The following is a 16,451-nucleotide window of genomic DNA, read 5'->3' as shown; positions in this document are numbered from 1 at the left end:
GATCAGCGTTGGTTTTAATTAAGCGTTAGTGGCTGCGGTTGGCTTTTTCAACTAAGCCAGATAAGCCTTGACGACGTGCCAATTCATTCAGTACCACTTGCGGCTCAATGTCGAAATAACCCAACATCACAATGCTGTGGAACCATAAATCGGCCACTTCATAAATTAGGTCATTTTTATTGTTGGCATTGGCTTCGGTGTTGAAGTCTTTGGCTGCAATAATCGCTTCTACGGTTTCTTCACCGACTTTTTCCAAAATTTTGTTCAAGCCTTTGTGGTACAGCTTTGCTACATAAGAAGAGTCAGGATTGGCGGTTTTACGCTCGCTCATCATTTGCCCTAAATAGGCCAAAACTTCAACTTGCTCAGCTTGTGCTTTAGATTGGCTCATGGCTAAGGTGTGAGCATTGGCGGCTTGTTCACCATAAATTTGATTCGGGTCTTTCAGCTGTGCATCTACAATTTCCCAACCATTGGCGGTGAGTTTGCGATAGAAACAAGATTCACGCCCTGTGTGGCAAGCAATTCCACCATGTTGTTCAATTTGCAGGATAATCACATCGGCATCGCAGTCCAGACGAATCTCGTGCACAGTTTGAAAGTGTCCAGATTCTTCACCCTTGTGCCACAATTTATTGCGCGAACGTGAAAAATACACCGCCTGATTTTTTTCGGCAGTTAGTGCCAAGGCTTCACGGTTCATCCATGCCACCATCAACACACGTCCTGTTTGATGATGTTGTGCAATGGCAGGCACTAATCCTTGTTCGTTAAATTTTACTTCATCGAGCCATTGCAAGTTATTCATGAGTTGTTCACCAAAATTAATTTAAATTGTATGGACGCCATTTTCTAAGCGCACGATTTTGCATCGTCCCTATAGTGTACGTGATTCAGGACAATTTACCTAAATTATCTTGCTAGATTTATGCTGTCAAAGCGTTTGCATAAACTGCGGGAAGTTTTGTTTTTCCACCATTTCCAAGAATTCATCACCCAAACGTTGGCTTTCCGCTACGGACTGTTTCCATAAGCGAATTCGCTGCGCTTGATCTAGACCTTTTAAAGTGAAGTCTTTACGATCTGGCAAACGGCCTAAAGGCAGGCTGCTCAAATATTCTGCCGAAGGTGATAGCAAAAGTGTACGTGCCTGATTTTCAGGATTGGCCTTGCGGTTTTTCAACATTTTATCGAACCAGCCCGGAGTGATGCTGTCAGTAAAGTGTGGATACAGCACGATGCCCTGACTTTGGTATGGCAAATCTAAGTGGTAGTCAATCAAGCCACCATCCCGATAACTGCCCACTGGCGCATCAGGAATGTCACGAATTGCAGACATGACCCCTGGAATAGACGCTGAGGCGAGTAGCCACGGTGCGACATTTTGCTCATTTAGGGCTTGATAATGGGTGACAAAATCATCCTCAACCATAAACTGTTGCCCTTGCGCAGGTTGGCTGATGACCCGTTGCATAAACAAGCGGTTGTGTTTACGTGCAATGGCATTGCTACCAATAATTCCTGCCACAGAAGCGAGCAAAGGTAAGGCTTGGTCACTTTGGAAAATATGCTGAGCTTTGACTGAAATGACCGTTAGGTGATAGTCAGGGTGGTTGATCAGTTGCTGTTGCTGTCCTTGAATCAGTTCAAACAGCATGTTCTGACAAATCTCAGCCACCTCTTGGCGTGACATTTTTTTATGAAAATATAGGTTGGTGTATAAATCGGACAGGCGCTCAGTACCTTGTTTTGCACCCCAAGCCAAAATACTGGCAAAGCGCCAACTGCCAATGGAAGAACCGACAACTGTACGGCGTTTAGGGGCTTGGGCAAAAAACTCACCAAAAATAGCTTGATCTAGTCCTTGTATGCCAATGCCTTTGGGGCCGCCTGCTGCACCAGGAATAATATCAACCTGTTGGGCGTGTAAACCTTCTTGTTCAATCAGTTGGCGGGCCAAATGTCCTGCACGGATACTGAGGGCAGGGGCACGTTTCTGCAAAATCTGAGTCATGCTTAATCTATAACGCTACAAATGTGCATTAATTGTAGGCGTGGTGATTTTTGCAGCAATGGCGAGAGGCATCACTTGGTGACTGATCAGTCATAGAGCTGTTTGTGGTGATGCTGATATTTAGAGGATAAAAAATCCTGCTTTTAAAGCAGGATTTTAAATATTGATGATCTGTTGATCAAACAATGTAACTTTATTTGACTACACGCCAAACCGCCAAAAAACTTGCCAAGACAATCAAAACAATAGAAACATACCACGGTGCAATAATTGCAATGGATAGGAAAATGGCCATGATGCTGCCAAAAATCCAACTGCGTTTTTGCTGATGTTCCATTTGCAGGCGCATGCTTTGTAATTCATGCAATTGTTTAGAATGCCATGCTGACTGGTTTTTAAGTCCGTTTAGGCTGTCAATCATTAAACTTGGCAAGTCTTGCGCACCCAACAGCAGGTCAGGAATTTGCTGACCAATTTCTTTGACATTTTTGACAGGATTCATATTGGCTTTAATCCAGTCGGTCAGAATTGGTTTTGCCAGTTTCCAAATGTCCAGTTCAGGGTATAAGTCTGTGCCTAAGCCCTCAACATGCACCAAGGTTTTAAGTAGCAGCATCAATTGCGGTGGAATTTCCAAATGGAATCGGCGTGCAATGTCCATGACTTGAATCAGGATGCCGGCAAAGTCCAATTCGTGCATTGGTTTTGACACCATTGGCCCGACAGTACGGCGCATTTCACGGGCTAAGGCATCTTGATCTGTGCCTGGTGGAATCCAACCTGCCTGATGTACTACTTGAATCAACTGCATGAAGTTGCTGTTCATGACTGCGAGCAGCATACGTGCCACGGTCATTTGGTCATGCTTGGACAACTCCCCCATAATGGCACAATCTAGGGCAATAAAACGCGGATTGTTGGGATTAATGGTTTCCACAAAGACGTTGCCTGGGTGCATGTCGGCATGGAAAAAGTTGTCACGGAATACTTGGGTAAAGAAAATGGTCAGGCCTTTTTCAGCCAAATCGGCACGATCCATGCCCAAACGGTCAAAAGTGGCTGTGTCAGAAATTGGCACACCAGTAATGCGCTCCGCCACCATGACATCTTTACTGTCCATATAGACTTCAGGCACGTACATCATGCTTGAGCCAGTAAAGTAATGGCGCATGCGGCGAGTATTGTCTGCTTCTAAGGTCAAATCTAGTTCGTTTAGAATAATTTGACGATAGTCCTGAATAATTTCAGACAAATGCAAGGCGCGTGCAGCTTCCAGACGTTTTTCCAGTGCAGCACCTAGCCATTCCAAAATTTCAAAATCTTGCAAAATTTGCTGGCGAATATCGGGGCGGGTGACTTTTACCACCACTTCACGACCATCATGCAAAGCCGCTGTATGTACTTGTGCGATGGATGCTGCTGCTAAAGGCTGTTCATCAAAACGAGCAAATAGGGTGTTGATGTCTGCCTTGAGTGATTGCTGAATCCGCATTTGTGCCACATCAGAACCAAAAGGTTTGACACGGTCTTGCAGCAAGACCAACTGCTGTAAAACTTCAGGCGGAATCAGGTCACGACGAGTAGACAACAACTGACCAAGTTTAATAGCCAGTGGCCCCATTTCTTCTAGGGCTTCTTTTAGCTTAAGCGGGTTTTTACGCTCTTTACTTGACCATGCTGCAGGGTGCATGCGAATCAAACTGAGCGCATGACGTGCCTTTTCTGGTAGTTCTTCCGCAGGAAACAACGTGTCGAGTCTATAGTGCGCGGCAATGCGCCAAAGTTCGAGTAAACGTGAAACGTGCGGAATCATAAAGACTTATTCCCTAGGGTTGAGTGGAGTTTAAGGTGTCAGAAGCGGTATCTGGCTGTGCATCAAGCTGCGCTTGTAGCTGTTGAATTTTGGCTTCGGCGCGGTCTAAATTTTGTTGAAAAATGCGCGTGTCTTGTTGTAAGTCATCCATTTGCCAGCGTGGGGCAAATAGACCACTGTCTTCTTTTAGGGCATCTTCAGCAAAGAACAAATGGCTGTGTAGACTGCGTTTTAAATGCTTGGGTGCAAGCTGAATTTTGCCAACTTCATGAGCCAAAGCAGGACCAATCCAAGGGCTTAAATGTGCGGCCAAGTCTAGTTCAGCCTGCTGCATAATGCGCTGAATATCTTGTAAAAGATGATAGTCACCTTGTAGGGGAATATTGCCCACTTCATCGGATAGCAACAGTTTGAGCAATTGCACCACATTTTTAACATGCAAAGTGGTCGTTGCGGGGCTGATATTTTGCGCTTGATCAAACCTTGCGAAGCTAGAGCGCTTCTCATGCTCAAAAATAGAAGGCTGCTCGCTGTGACCTGTTGCAGTAGGTTCTAAACGAACTTTGTTGTCATCAAAAAAGACATCTACAGAAAGCTGTGGCGAATCGAGCACCACACGCAACATTTTGCCGTGTAGTTGGTTGATTTGGATGCGAGTAATCGCATCCAAATCAATAACATGATGAATCAGTTTCTCAACTGCACCAAGGGCGAGAATTGACCACATTGCGGTACGCCTTAGAGTTTAAAACCACGGTGAACGGCAACAATACCACCAGTCAGGTTGTGGTAATCACAGTTTTGGAAGCCTGCCTGTTCCATCATGCCTTTTAAAGTGCGTTGATCTGGGTGCATACGAATAGATTCAGCCAAGTATTTGTAGCTTTCTGAGTCGTTTGCGACAATTTTACCCATCAATGGCAATGCTGTGAATGAATATAAATCGTAGAGTTTTGAGAACGGTTCAAATACTGGTTTTGAAAATTCTAAAATCAATAAACGACCACCCGGCTTGAGTACGCGGTACATCGCTGCCAAAGCTGCATCTTTATCGGTCACGTTACGTAAACCAAATGAAATAGTCAGTAAGTCAAAGCTGTTGTCTTCAAATGGTTCTAAAGTTTCGGCATTCGCCAACACGAAATCGACATTGGTACAGCCTGCATCAATTAGACGGTCACGGCCAACATTCAGCATAGATTCGTTAATATCTGACAGTACCACATGACCTGTAGGGCCAACTTCACGGCTAAAGACTTTGGCTAAGTCACCCGTACCGCCTGCAATGTCCAGTACGCGCTGACCACGACGTACACCTGACATATTAATCGCAAAGCGTTTCCATAAGCGGTGAATACCAAATGACATTAAGTCGTTCATAATGTCGTATTTGCTTGCAACCGAGTGGAAGACTTCTGCGACTTTCTGGGCTTTATCTTCACTGCTGACGGTTTGGTAGCCGAAGTGTGTGGTTGCACCGACATTGCCTGTGTTGGCACCGCGCGGCAAATTATATTTTGGCACTGAACCCGTAACAGGTGTATCCGTTAATTTTTGTTCTAAAGATTGTTGCTGACCTTGTGGAGCGCCTTGCGGTAGAGGTTCGGTTAAGAATGGACTCACTTTGTCTGTTGGTTGTGCCGACTCGGGAGTAGCGGTAGGCGTTTGATTTTCATTCGACATTGGAGTCACTCCTCAGGATAAAAAGGCTTAAGGCTGCAGTGTATGCATGATGACAGATTCTAAGCACTTGTACAGTAATCATCATGCAATTGTTATGAATAATATACAGAAAAAACCAAAGATAGCGTAAGTGTGCTGAATAAGTGTTGGTTATTTCACACATTGGGATTATGAAAATGGATGTAAATCACCTGCATGTACTTTGGCAATAATTTCCCGTTCTGTGGTAGTAAATTGCTTCACAAATTTCTCTGCAGACTTTAATGGTTTCATGGCTAAAAAGCCATCTTGCATAAACTCATACATAATTTGAAAACTGTATTTTTGCGCCGCGCCTTTACACATTTTAAAAGCGGTATAGACCACAAAAGAGCGCATATATTTATCTAGGTTTTTACCCAGTTCATCCAACATATTTAATTGTTTTAAGCGTGCTTCGCCCTGATCGAGCTTTAAATAAGTCAGACGCATCATCTCATCATTTAAAGGCATATTTTCAGGATAGTCCTGTAGCAATTGTATCGCGACTTGTTCATCTAACTGCACTGCCAAAATCGCCAGACTTACCCCAGAAGTCCCTGTTTTGATTGTATTTTCAGGGATGATTTTTTCAGCTTTGTGTGCATATTTCAGTAGGCGAGCAATTTGACCTGCCAAAGCGTCAAAATCTGGACCGCCATATAAGCGGTTTAAAAAATATTCGGCCATCAAGACATTGTGCTTTTCGGCAAACTGTGTGGCATGGGTGCGTTGCATACGCTGTTTTTGCCATGCTTGAACATCTTGTAAGCGTTGAAAAAGCATAGGATTTTTATGATATTTAAATTGATAATACAGTTCTAACAGCTCATCTAAAGCAGCAAGTTTAGACATAGGGTGTCTCATTATTGAGTTGAATGGGCAAATCTTAATGTGAGTTTGATCTCGTCGCTATGACAAATTACACAGAATTCCAAACGGCAAAGGTCAGTGTGTGAGATTAATCTACAAAAATAAGCGAAAAGTTGTTAAAAAATGGGTCGATATTCGTATACTGATCAAAGTCTGTCGCTCATTCTAATATCGTAAATATAGATGAATGATCAGCAGAGCTTAAATAACACAACAATAGGGTAGATGATGTCACAAGCACATACTGAATTTAAACTCATGGAAGACGAACAACTTTCAGTCGAGCTAATTGAAGCCCAATATGCTTTAAAAAACACCAAAGGTGAAAAAAATGCCAAAAGTTTGCTGATTTTAGTGAGCGGCATTGAATTGGCGGGTAAGGGTGAATCGGTTAAACAATTAAGAGAATGGGTCGATCCGCGTTATTTAAGGGTAAAAGCCGATGCGCCGCACCCGTTTAATCCCAAACAGACACTTTGGCAGCCTTATGCACGTTTTATTCCTGCCGAAGGTCAAATTATGGTGATGTTTGGCAATTGGTATAGTGACTTATTAAGCACAGCCATGCATGTGTCTAAACAAATTGATGACACCATGTTTGATAACTATGTCGAAAAAATGCGTGCCTATGAAGAAGACTTAAAAAATAACCATGTGGATGTCATTAAAATCTGGTTCGATTTATCGTGGAAATCACTACAAAAACGACTAGATGATATGGAACCGAGCGAAGTGCATTGGCATAAATTGCACGGCTTGGATTGGCGCAATAAAAAGCAATATGACAGCTTGCAAAAGCTGCGCCAACGTTTTACCGATGACTGGATTATGATTGATTGCGAAGATGAAACCATCCGCGATCAACAATTTGCACAGCATATTTTACGTGCTTTAGAGCATTGTCCTGTGCATCCGACCAGTTCGGGCATCACTTGGCAAGCTGCAGAAATTCCAGAAGTTTTGCTTAATCCTATATCTGAATCGGTCAATGAGGATGACTATAAAGCAGAGTTAAAGAAACTCACGAAAAAAGTGGCAGATGCACTGCGTTTAGATAACCGTAATGTCAGCATTGTTTTTGAAGGAATGGACGCAGCAGGCAAAGGCGGCGCGATTAAGCGGATTGTAAAAAAACTGGATCCGCGTGAATACGAAATTTATACCATTAGCGCCCCTGAAGCCTTTGAAATCAGCCGTCCTTATTTGTGGCGTTTTTGGACGAAAATTCTGCCTGAAGAAAAAATCAATATTTTTGACCGTTCTTGGTATGGGCGGGTATTGGTGGAACGTGTAGAAAGTTTGATTAGTCCACTGGAATGGCAGCGTGCCTATGACGAAATCAACCGATTTGAACAAGACTTAAATGACCATCAAACTGTCGTGATTAAATTTTGGTTAGCCATTAGTAAAGATGAGCAAGAGCTGCGTTTTAAAGCACGTCAGGAAACCCCACATAAGCGTTTTAAAATTACAGATGAAGATTGGCGTAACCGTAGCCGATGGGATGATTATTTGGTGGCTGCGGCAGATATGCTACAGCGTACCAGTACTGAATATGCACCGTGGCACATCATTCCAAGTAATGACAAAAATGCAGCACGTTTGGAAATTTTAAGAACTATCTTAAAACAACTCAAGGCAGAATAATCTGCCTTGAGGATGTAAAGTCTGTGTGTTGAGTCAGCTTGATTTAAGAATTAAGCATTCACAACTTTGGCTTGTTTAAGCTGAATGCTTTTTGCTAGTTTGTAGCTTTCTTCAACATGCGTTTCGGCAATTTTTTTCATAATAAAATAACCTAACCCTGCAGCCACCATTTGACCACCCAATGGAATAAACTTGGTGACTTGTTTGGCAATGTATTTGGCTGCAACATTATTCAGGGATTTTTTTACTGCAGTGCGCGCTACGACTAAACCTGAAAATTCTACACCGCGTTTACGCAATTCGCTCCAGTGGACTTTTCGGGTTTCAGGGTCGTACACACTGATTTGCTCAGGAGATAAGCCAAAACGTGCATTAATTTCTGGAACCAGTTGCGACAAGATGCCCACATCAATGACAACGTCTAAGAACGGCACAGGAATGACGGCTGCACCTGCAGAAAAATAGGCACGTTTTTTGACCAGTTCTAGGCATTCTGCACGAATCATTTCCAAGTCTAGGCTTGGATCAATACTGTCTGGAATTGTCTCTCTTTTTATCATAAGTACAACCTTAAAATGGCGGATAATCGTATGCTGTTTGGTAAATTAAACCACTTTATTCAAAGCACTTTTTGAATAAAGTAGGCAATAAAAGTATGCTTGTAAAGTGGCATACACCGTTGTAAGTGTATAGCCAATAATCTTTATTCTTTTGTTGTGCTTGAGGCAAATGATAGATCAACGGCCTTCTAGTACATTTAATACATTCTTATTCAAAATAAATTAAAGGATACCTTATGGCGATTCATGTCATACAAAGCCAACGTATAGAAGTTTTAGTCAATGAAATGCTGAAAACCATACGTCAACCGACATCGAATCCGCTTCAGGTGCTACAAACCCAGCATTTTATTGTGCCTTCAGTGGCAGTAGAAAAGTGGCTGACAGAAAAAATAGCCGAGCAAAAAGGCATTAGTGCCAATACTGAATTTCATCATCGTATTCGTGCCTTTCAATGGGCCGCTTATCAGGCAGTTTTAGACGATAAAGATCGGGTGCGTCAGGCAAATATTCCGCGTATTGTGATGCAATGGCGTGTGTTTTATGACTTACAACCGTGGATACAACACGAACAAAACCCACTTCCTGCCGAGCATGCTTTACATCGTTTGATTCAGCGAATTTATGACAGCGCAGAGCAATTGTCACAGGGTTTAGAAAAGCAGCTCAAAAAGCAAAACATGCTGTATTGGGTGGCAGATAAAGTTTCACGTTTATTTAGCAATTACATGGTTTATCGTGGTTTTTGCCAAAAAGGCTGCGAGGGTGTCTGCCAATGTCAAAGCAATTGGTTAGCGGTTTGGGGACAGCAGAAACGCCTGAACTTAAAGCAGCAAATTTATATCCCTAAAAACTTTGAGAGCGAAGAAGAAAAACAAGCGGCATTGGAAATAGCCGCATTTACTCAAGAGCAAGCCGAAGAATTAGAGCAATGGCAAAGTTGGTTGTGGTTGCATATTTTTCATGCAGATTTTGAAAAAATGCAGGAGATTGATCTGCAATTTTGGCAAGCTTTGGGCGAGCCTGAAAATCCAAATTCGTGTATTAACAAATTACCCAAACAGTTGGTGATTTTTACCTTATTGGATTTGCCGCCAAGTCAGTTGCTGTTTATCCGCCGTTTGGCGCAGTATATGGATATTTTTATTCTGCATTACAACCCATCGCAAGAATATTGGGCAGACATGGTCGATCCTAAGTGGAAATTAAACATGGATGCGCGAATCAAAAGTCGCTTTATTCGCGAGATGGAAAGTCAAAATAAAACCGTAAGTGATGATGATATTGCTGCATATATCAAAAAATATAATGGCGAATTTAATGCCGATATGCGCGAGTCACATCATCCCTTGCTGACACGCTTTGGTAAGCAGGCACGCGATCACTTTTCTTTATTGGCGGCGTTGTCGAGTGGTGATGAAGGCGAGTGGTATGATCTTTTCCCTGAAGAAGAGCCGCAACATTTACTTGGCAAAATTCAATCGGATGTATTGAATTTGGTTGAGCCAGTCGCGCAGGCGTATGACTTAGATCCTGCCGATGAGTCATTGCAAATTCATGTGTGTCATTCAAGTTTACGTCAGCTTGAGGTACTTAAAGATTGTTTAATTGCATGGCTAGGACAAGATGACAGCCGCCAAGCCAGTGATATTTTGGTATTGAGTCCGAAACTCAAAGAACAAGAGTCTTTAATTCGCAGCGTATTTGCTGCACCGCCAAGTGAGCGTGATCTCTATCAGAAAGGACAACAAAAAGCACAGCAGAATCAAGCTACTTTAGGGCATCAACTCAGTCAAGATAGTGTGTATTTGCCTATTCAAATAGCAGGTATCAGCTCTTTAGATATTCACAATGCTTGGCGTGCGGTGGTTGGGCGTATAGCGTTGGTACAAGGACGTTTTAGCTTTGAGGAGTTTGGTGACTGGTTGAGTTTAGCTGCCACACAACAGCGTTATGCCTTGAATTTAAACAATATTGAGCGCATGAATGAGTTGTTGGCCAATGCAGGTTTTAAACGTGGTTTAGATGCCGAGCATTTAAAACGCAGCCTGAGTGCAGATGATCAAGATTATCGGTTTAGCCTGAAGTTTGCTTTAGATCGTTTGGCTTTGGGTGTTGCAGTGCCAGAGCATTGCGTGGTTCAGCATACTTTAAGTTATGCCGATGTGCAAAGTAGCGATTTTGAATTGATCTTTAAACTGATTCAAATTTATCAGGATTTTGCACAGCGCCGTGATTGGCTGATTCAGCATGAATTGGGGCAAGCTAAAACGGTGGAATATTGGCTCAAACAACTGATGCAAGACTTGAGTGAGTTTCAGGATGCAGGAGTAGATGTGTTGGCATCGGTGTTTAGTTTGGTGCAAAAACATGACCGTATGCTGACTTTAGCCAGTTATTTTGATGTGCAGTCGGGTCAAGATTTGCGTCATTTAAGTTTACCGCTGGATTATATTCTGCAAGAAATTTCTGCCCAGCTCGAAACCCAACTCGAACAAGCCAGTCCATCGGGCGCTATTACCTTTAGCCAAATTGGTGCAATTCGTCCGCTGCCATATAAGTTGATTGTGATGTTGAACTTGGACAATGGCGTGTTCCCAAGTCGTGATCAGCAATTGGCTTTTGATTTGATGCAATTATTAAAACCACAACTGGGAGATCGTTCACGGATTGAGGATGATCAGGGGGCATTTTTAGACAGTTTATTGTTGGCGCAAGACAGTGTTTGGCTATTTTATAACGGTTTTGATGTCAGCGATGGTGAGGTACGTGATCCATCCGTGGTGGTGCAGGAATTTGTGCAGCATTTGGCATTGATTGTGAAACATCCTGATGGCGCTAGCGATTCACGCTTAAACTTGAATGGTGTCGAAATTCCTGCGCAATTGAAATCTCTTTATTATTTACATAGTTTGCAACCTTTCGATCAGCTGCGTTTTGCTGAAAGCCGTGAAGTTCGCTTTAAAGATCAATGGTATCGGGTGGCTAAACAAATGCAGCAAGAAACCACACCACGTGAAGCATGGTTTGGAGAATATCCATTATTGCCGCAAGATGTGGTGGTCTTAGACAGTATGCAATGGATTCGAGATGTGTGTTTCCCTGCGCGTGCCTATTTAAAAGCGATTGGGGTCGAAAATTTACAATCCGACACTGCTGCAATGAACCACGAGCCGCTGATTTTAAATGGCTTGGAAAAATATAGTGTGCGTGATTTTTTACTGCAACATGGCGAGCAAGATGCAGAAAGCTTGTTGCAAGATACCTTGCCTGTGGGCAAAACCTTAAATGCCACGTTTCAAACGGGACTACAAGAACAGCAATATTTACGTGACACACTGCAGCAATTTGCAGATGAAGCAACCGCAACAACGCAACAGCTATGGAAAATGAATCCACATTTGCATATCCGTATTCAAGTGCCTGAACAGCCGACAAAGCTTTGGTGTAGCGTGGTGGCAGCGAGTGCCAGACCAAAAAAATATGCCGAAGTATGGTTGGAATATCTGTTCTGGGTGGCTTATCAGAACACAGAACAGCAAGATTTAGAGCGGATTGTGGTGTGTAAAGATGCGGTGATTCATTTTGCCAATATCCATGCACAGCAAGCACACGAGTATTTAGCCCAGTGGTTTGAGTTCTGGAAACACGCACAGCAATATCCTGTGTTATTGCCTGCGGCTTTGGTTTTAAAAATGAAAGATAAAAAAGAATTTGAAATTCAGTGGGATGAAGCTCAGTCCGATCAAGTTTTGAATATGGAAAGCTTCGTAAAACATTGGCATGACGGTGCTAGGAGGAGCTTTATTGATGAAAGTGAGAAAAATCACCCAGACTGGTCATTTATTTTTCAAGACAGTGAAACTGAACCGTTGTTGATTGAGGCATTTCAGCAATATAGCCATCGACTGTATCAGCCCATCATTGAAAATTATGAATCTGCGAAAAATCTTCAAAAACAAGGGGAATCTGCGTGAACTCATCTAGCCCATTCCCAATTTGTTATGACCCAATTCAAGAGATGCAATTTAAAGGCTTGCATTGGATTGAAGCATCGGCAGGTACAGGAAAAACCTATACTTTATCTAGTTTGATGGTGCGGATTTTCCTGAAAGATTATTTGCCTAATCAAGTGATTGCAACCACATTTACCCGTGCCGCCGCAGCCGAGCTAAAAAGTCGTATTCGTGCACGCTTGCTTGAAACCCAACAATATATCGACCTGTGTTTAAACCAGTCTTTAGATCAGCGCGCCCTTGCAGAGAAAATTGCACAACTACAAGACCCTTTACTCAAACATGTTGTGCAAGAATATTGCTTAAAACTGGACTATGCCAGTTCACGTTTGAAGTTGGTGATTGCACAACTCGATGAGTTATTTGTCGGAACGCTGGATAGCTTTAGCCAAAAATTATTGCGTGAATTTTCCTTTGAAAGCGGCAAAATTGAGCGCGCCAATATTACCGAACAAGCATCGGTTTATACCGAACAATTGCTGCATGATGTCCTGCGTGAATGGATTCAGGCACAGCCCCAGCATGTTGTGGACTATATGCTGTTATGTGGGCGGTTGAAATCGGCAGCCGAATATGAAGATCTGGTCAATACCAGTTTGAATTTTGCATCGGCAGAGATTCAAGGTATAGATCAGGCACAGTTGGAGGTTCAGGATTTAGCAGAGGCGTTGCAGAATTTAGCCAGTATCAACATCACGCAAATTGAAGAATTAAAAGAATATTATAAGGGTAAATATACTTCTGGTTTTTATAAGAATGTGGCAGGTGATGGAGGGGCGGTATTACATCAAATGTTTACTGATGCTTTGCCAAAACTGATTGAAAAAATTAAGCACAACCCTTTAGAACATTATTTTAATTCACATCTTGCTGCATTATTTAATGCAGTCTTTGCACTTTATCTCACCAAAGAGAGGAAACTAAGAGCAACCCCACATTTTAAAAAGACAGATCCAGCCTGTACGCAAGAGGTGCAAGATGCTTTTTTTGATCATCCTGTGATCCGTAAAATTAAAGCAGTGGTGGATGCCAAACTTAATTTTGAGCATCAAATTGAATTGGTGGATACCAATTTAAAATTCTATTTAGTACAACAAGTTAAACAGCGTTTACCGCAACTTTTACAGCAAAAAGGGGAAACCACCTTTGCCCAACAAATTCGCAGCTTAGCCGAAGCTTTGCAGGGAGAACGTGGGCAGCGTTTTGCACAGTTTGTGCATACGCGTTATCCACTGATTTTGGTGGATGAATTTCAGGATACCAACCAAGATCAAGATGACATGCTGGCACAAATTTGGCGCAATCCAAAGTGGTATGCGCGTGGTTGTATGATTATGGTGGGCGATCCTAAGCAGGCGATTTATGGTTTCCGCGGTGGCGATATGCTGACCTATAACAATGCCCGTGATGACGTGCTGAAAAAGCAAGGTCGCATTTATTCACTCAGACAAAATCATCGTTCAGTGAAAGAGTTGGTCTGTGTGGTGGATGAGTTATTTCAACGCCAACCCGCTTTTGGTGAGAAAGTGATTTATGAACCTGTCATTGCAGGTTCACGTCCTCATCCTGCTTTAATGGATCGGCAACAGGCCAATCCCGCACCGCTGCGTTGGGTAACGGTGGAACATGAACAGGATGAGTCCATTCAAATTGCACGAAAAATTCGCGAGTTATTAAATCAAGGCATTGCAGGCGATTTATATTTTGATCACTCTTCAGGCAAAGTCGCTTTACAAGCCGATGATATTGCCATTTTATCGACCAGTCATCAAAAGCTTGATCAAGCCCAATACGAGCTTGAACGGATTGGAATTCAGGTCAATAGAAGTAGTCAGCGCAGTGTTTTTACAGGCTTTTTAGCCAAAGATGTGGCGGCAATTTTAACTGCAATTTTACATCCTTATGATGAAGCCAAGGTCAAGCGTGCCTTACTGACACGTTTATTGGGTTATAACCTGCAACAGTTGATTGAACTTGAGCAACAGGGGTTAGGTCAGTTTATTTATGACTTCGACTGCATTCGGGAAATGTGGGTCAATAAAGGCTTTTTAACCGCATGGAATTACTGCCTGAACTTATTTAAAATTTGGGAAAATTTGGTGGCAAAACGCAGTTTTGACAATGAACGGCATGTGGTGAATTTACGCCATTTAACCGAATTGCTGAGTCGTCAAAGTGAACGCCATCAAGGGGCTTACATGCTGTATTACTGGTATTTACAGCAAGTTGAATCACCTGCCAAACGCGATTGGGAAATTGAACGAAAACTTTCTAATGCGGCAGGCGTGAAATTGATGACCATTCACCAGTCCAAAGGCTTAGAGTTTAAAGTCGTATTTTTGATGTCGGCAGATCAGCCGCCCAAATCTGACAAGTCTGCTTTGGTGTTTGCAACGCAGGAAGAGCAAGGCATTGAGCAACGTATCATTGCCATTAAACATAAAGACATCGATGCCACAGCAATGCAGCAGCACAGTGAGCGCCGTTTGGCAGAGTTGAATCGGCTTTGGTATGTGGCACTCACCCGTGCCAGTTATCGGGTCTATGCGATGCTAAAACAGCCTACGCCTGCAAAAGAAGGTAAAAAAGAGGCTGCACCAAAATCTGCTGGTTTAAATGTCTGGCGTTTACAAGCGCCAAGTTCAGCAGAAATTGCAGCAGCATGGAGCTGTGATGAAGCACCTCTGACACAATTGGCGGCAGCATTACAACTTGAACAAGTGCAAGAAATTAAGATTGAAGCTGCAGATTTTCCGCAGCGTCGCTTTTATCCACGAACCAAAACCAGTTTTAGTGGCTTGGCACAACATTTACCTGCCGCCATGCGTAGCGATACTTTGGCATTGGCAAGCGAGGAGCAGGCTGCTGCTGCCGACGAAATCAATCAGGAACCTGTCGAAACGGAACAGGAAATCGTACAGGTGGCTCAACCGATTGCATGGATCAAAGCTAATTTTCAGCGTGGTACTCAAGCGGGGAGTTTTTTACATAAACTCTTTGAATATATCGACTTTCAAGCCAGTCATGATGACATTTTTGAAGAAGTCAAACGCCGTTTTCATAACGACAAAGAGTTTAATTCAGATGTGTTATTGGTAGATTTGATTGCAAAACTCGACACTGCCAAAGGCAGCGCGACTGTGCAGGAAGCAGATATTTTTGCGCACATGACCGAGTGGCTGAAGGATGTGTTGAATACTCCTTTGCACGATACTTTCCAGCTTTCCGCCTTATCTACTGCACATTATTTATCAGAGTTTCCATTCTATTTGGCGTTGGCAGATCAGCGCTTATTTATTCAAGCAATTCAGCAATTGTTTGAAGATGCGGGACATCCTATTCAAGATTTAAATGAAGCCGCTACTGCGCGTTATCTGACAGGCTCAATTGACTTGGTTTATTTTGATGGGCAGTGTTATCACATTGCCGACTATAAGAGTAATTATTTGGGTGCCGATCAGCGCGATTATGAAAAAACCAACCTTGAACACAACATGACCCAATCGAGTTATTGGTTACAAGCGGCCTTGTATTTGGTGGCGTTGCACCGTTATTTGGGCAGTCGTTTGCAAGATTATGATATTCGGCAACATTTGGGTGGAGCCAGTTATTTGTATTTGCGTGGTATGCAGGGGCAAGCAGGGCAAGGGGTTTGTCATTGGCGGCCAGATGCGGAATTTATTCTGCAACTAGATCAAATATTGGGTTACTTTGAACTTAAAAAATAACGCTAAGTCAGCTTATCGACTTAATAAAACAATTGCTTATCCTGTGGATAACTTTGAGGATAACTGTGTGGAAAACAAGCATATTCACTTAAATTCAGC

10 protein-coding genes are annotated in these 16,451 nt (G+C 42.8%); 3 read left to right on the top strand and 7 right to left on the bottom strand.

Annotated elements, in window-relative coordinates; genetic code table 11:
* Nucleotides 1-25: 25 nt before the first annotated feature.
* From hisIE to FTU66_RS03480, 6 genes are all read right to left on the bottom strand, one after another.
* Nucleotides 26-808: a bifunctional phosphoribosyl-AMP cyclohydrolase/phosphoribosyl-ATP diphosphatase HisIE gene (gene hisIE / locus FTU66_RS03505; RefSeq protein WP_004975893.1), complete on the bottom strand. Its 783-nt coding sequence runs from the start codon at nt 806-808 to the stop codon at nt 26-28.
* A 126-nt stretch (nt 809-934) separates the two neighbouring features.
* Nucleotides 935-2,014, bottom strand: coding sequence for a patatin-like phospholipase family protein (locus FTU66_RS03500; RefSeq protein WP_180112311.1), 1,080 nt, complete (start codon nt 2,012-2,014; stop codon nt 935-937).
* A gap of 193 nt (nt 2,015-2,207) precedes the next feature.
* Nucleotides 2,208-3,827, bottom strand: coding sequence for an AarF/ABC1/UbiB kinase family protein (locus tag FTU66_RS03495; protein ID WP_168541347.1), 1,620 nt, complete (start codon nt 3,825-3,827; stop codon nt 2,208-2,210).
* Nucleotides 3,828-3,840: 13 nt separating this feature from the next.
* A complete protein-coding gene (locus tag FTU66_RS03490; protein WP_180112310.1) occupies nt 3,841-4,554 on the bottom strand; it encodes an SCP2 domain-containing protein in 714 nt (237 codons plus the stop codon).
* 11 nt (nt 4,555-4,565) lie between these two features.
* Complete coding sequence (gene ubiE, locus FTU66_RS03485; protein WP_004975907.1) at nt 4,566-5,510, bottom strand: bifunctional demethylmenaquinone methyltransferase/2-methoxy-6-polyprenyl-1,4-benzoquinol methylase UbiE; 945 nt, start codon at nt 5,508-5,510, stop codon at nt 4,566-4,568.
* Between the two features lie 168 nt (nt 5,511-5,678).
* Nucleotides 5,679-6,383, bottom strand: coding sequence for a hypothetical protein (locus tag FTU66_RS03480; protein WP_180112309.1), 705 nt, complete (start codon nt 6,381-6,383; stop codon nt 5,679-5,681).
* A gap of 246 nt (nt 6,384-6,629) precedes the next feature.
* Here FTU66_RS03480 and FTU66_RS03475 point away from each other — a divergent pair, with 246 nt between their 5' ends.
* Nucleotides 6,630-8,048, top strand: coding sequence for a phosphate--AMP phosphotransferase (locus FTU66_RS03475; protein ID WP_180112308.1), 1,419 nt, complete (start codon nt 6,630-6,632; stop codon nt 8,046-8,048).
* 50 nt (nt 8,049-8,098) lie between these two features.
* Here the strand turns inward: FTU66_RS03475 and FTU66_RS03470 are convergent, their stop codons facing one another.
* A complete protein-coding gene (locus FTU66_RS03470; protein ID WP_218945596.1) occupies nt 8,099-8,608 on the bottom strand; it encodes a hypothetical protein in 510 nt (169 codons plus the stop codon).
* A gap of 236 nt (nt 8,609-8,844) precedes the next feature.
* On the opposite strand from FTU66_RS03470, the gene FTU66_RS03465 reads away from it, so the two are divergent.
* Together FTU66_RS03465 and FTU66_RS03460 are read left to right on the top strand one after the other, a co-directional pair.
* Nucleotides 8,845-12,585: an exodeoxyribonuclease V subunit gamma gene (locus FTU66_RS03465; RefSeq protein WP_180112307.1), complete on the top strand. Its 3,741-nt coding sequence runs from the start codon at nt 8,845-8,847 to the stop codon at nt 12,583-12,585.
* Between the two features lie 44 nt (nt 12,586-12,629).
* The gene (locus FTU66_RS03460; protein ID WP_180112363.1) at nt 12,630-16,352 is read left to right on the top strand and encodes a UvrD-helicase domain-containing protein; all 3,723 of its coding nucleotides are present in this window, start codon (nt 12,630-12,632) and stop codon (nt 16,350-16,352) included.
* Nucleotides 16,353-16,451 lie beyond the last annotated feature (99 nt).

Source organism: Acinetobacter sp. YH12131 (assembly GCF_013418635.1).
Classification (GTDB): Bacteria; Pseudomonadota; Gammaproteobacteria; order Pseudomonadales; family Moraxellaceae; genus Acinetobacter; species Acinetobacter towneri.
The sequence above is the reverse complement of the archived record's forward strand: the minus strand, read 5'-3'. Positions and strand labels throughout refer to the sequence as shown.

What these genes read in the sequence shown, in the direction of transcription:
- hisIE (WP_004975893.1), bottom strand. Translation starts at nt 808, where the DNA reads ATGAATAACTTGCAATGGCTCGATGAAGTAAAATTTAACGAACAAGGA.
- FTU66_RS03500 (WP_180112311.1), bottom strand. Translation starts at nt 2,014, where the DNA reads ATGACTCAGATTTTGCAGAAACGTGCCCCTGCCCTCAGTATCCGTGCA.
- FTU66_RS03495 (WP_168541347.1), bottom strand. Translation starts at nt 3,827, where the DNA reads ATGATTCCGCACGTTTCACGTTTACTCGAACTTTGGCGCATTGCCGCG.
- FTU66_RS03490 (WP_180112310.1), bottom strand. Translation starts at nt 4,554, where the DNA reads ATGTGGTCAATTCTCGCCCTTGGTGCAGTTGAGAAACTGATTCATCAT.
- ubiE (WP_004975907.1), bottom strand. Translation starts at nt 5,510, where the DNA reads ATGTCGAATGAAAATCAAACGCCTACCGCTACTCCCGAGTCGGCACAA.
- FTU66_RS03480 (WP_180112309.1), bottom strand. Translation starts at nt 6,383, where the DNA reads ATGTCTAAACTTGCTGCTTTAGATGAGCTGTTAGAACTGTATTATCAA.
- FTU66_RS03475 (WP_180112308.1), top strand. Translation starts at nt 6,630, where the DNA reads ATGTCACAAGCACATACTGAATTTAAACTCATGGAAGACGAACAACTT.
- FTU66_RS03470 (WP_218945596.1), bottom strand. Translation starts at nt 8,608, where the DNA reads ATGATAAAAAGAGAGACAATTCCAGACAGTATTGATCCAAGCCTAGAC.
- FTU66_RS03465 (WP_180112307.1), top strand. Translation starts at nt 8,845, where the DNA reads ATGGCGATTCATGTCATACAAAGCCAACGTATAGAAGTTTTAGTCAAT.
- FTU66_RS03460 (WP_180112363.1), top strand. Translation starts at nt 12,630, where the DNA reads ATGCAATTTAAAGGCTTGCATTGGATTGAAGCATCGGCAGGTACAGGA.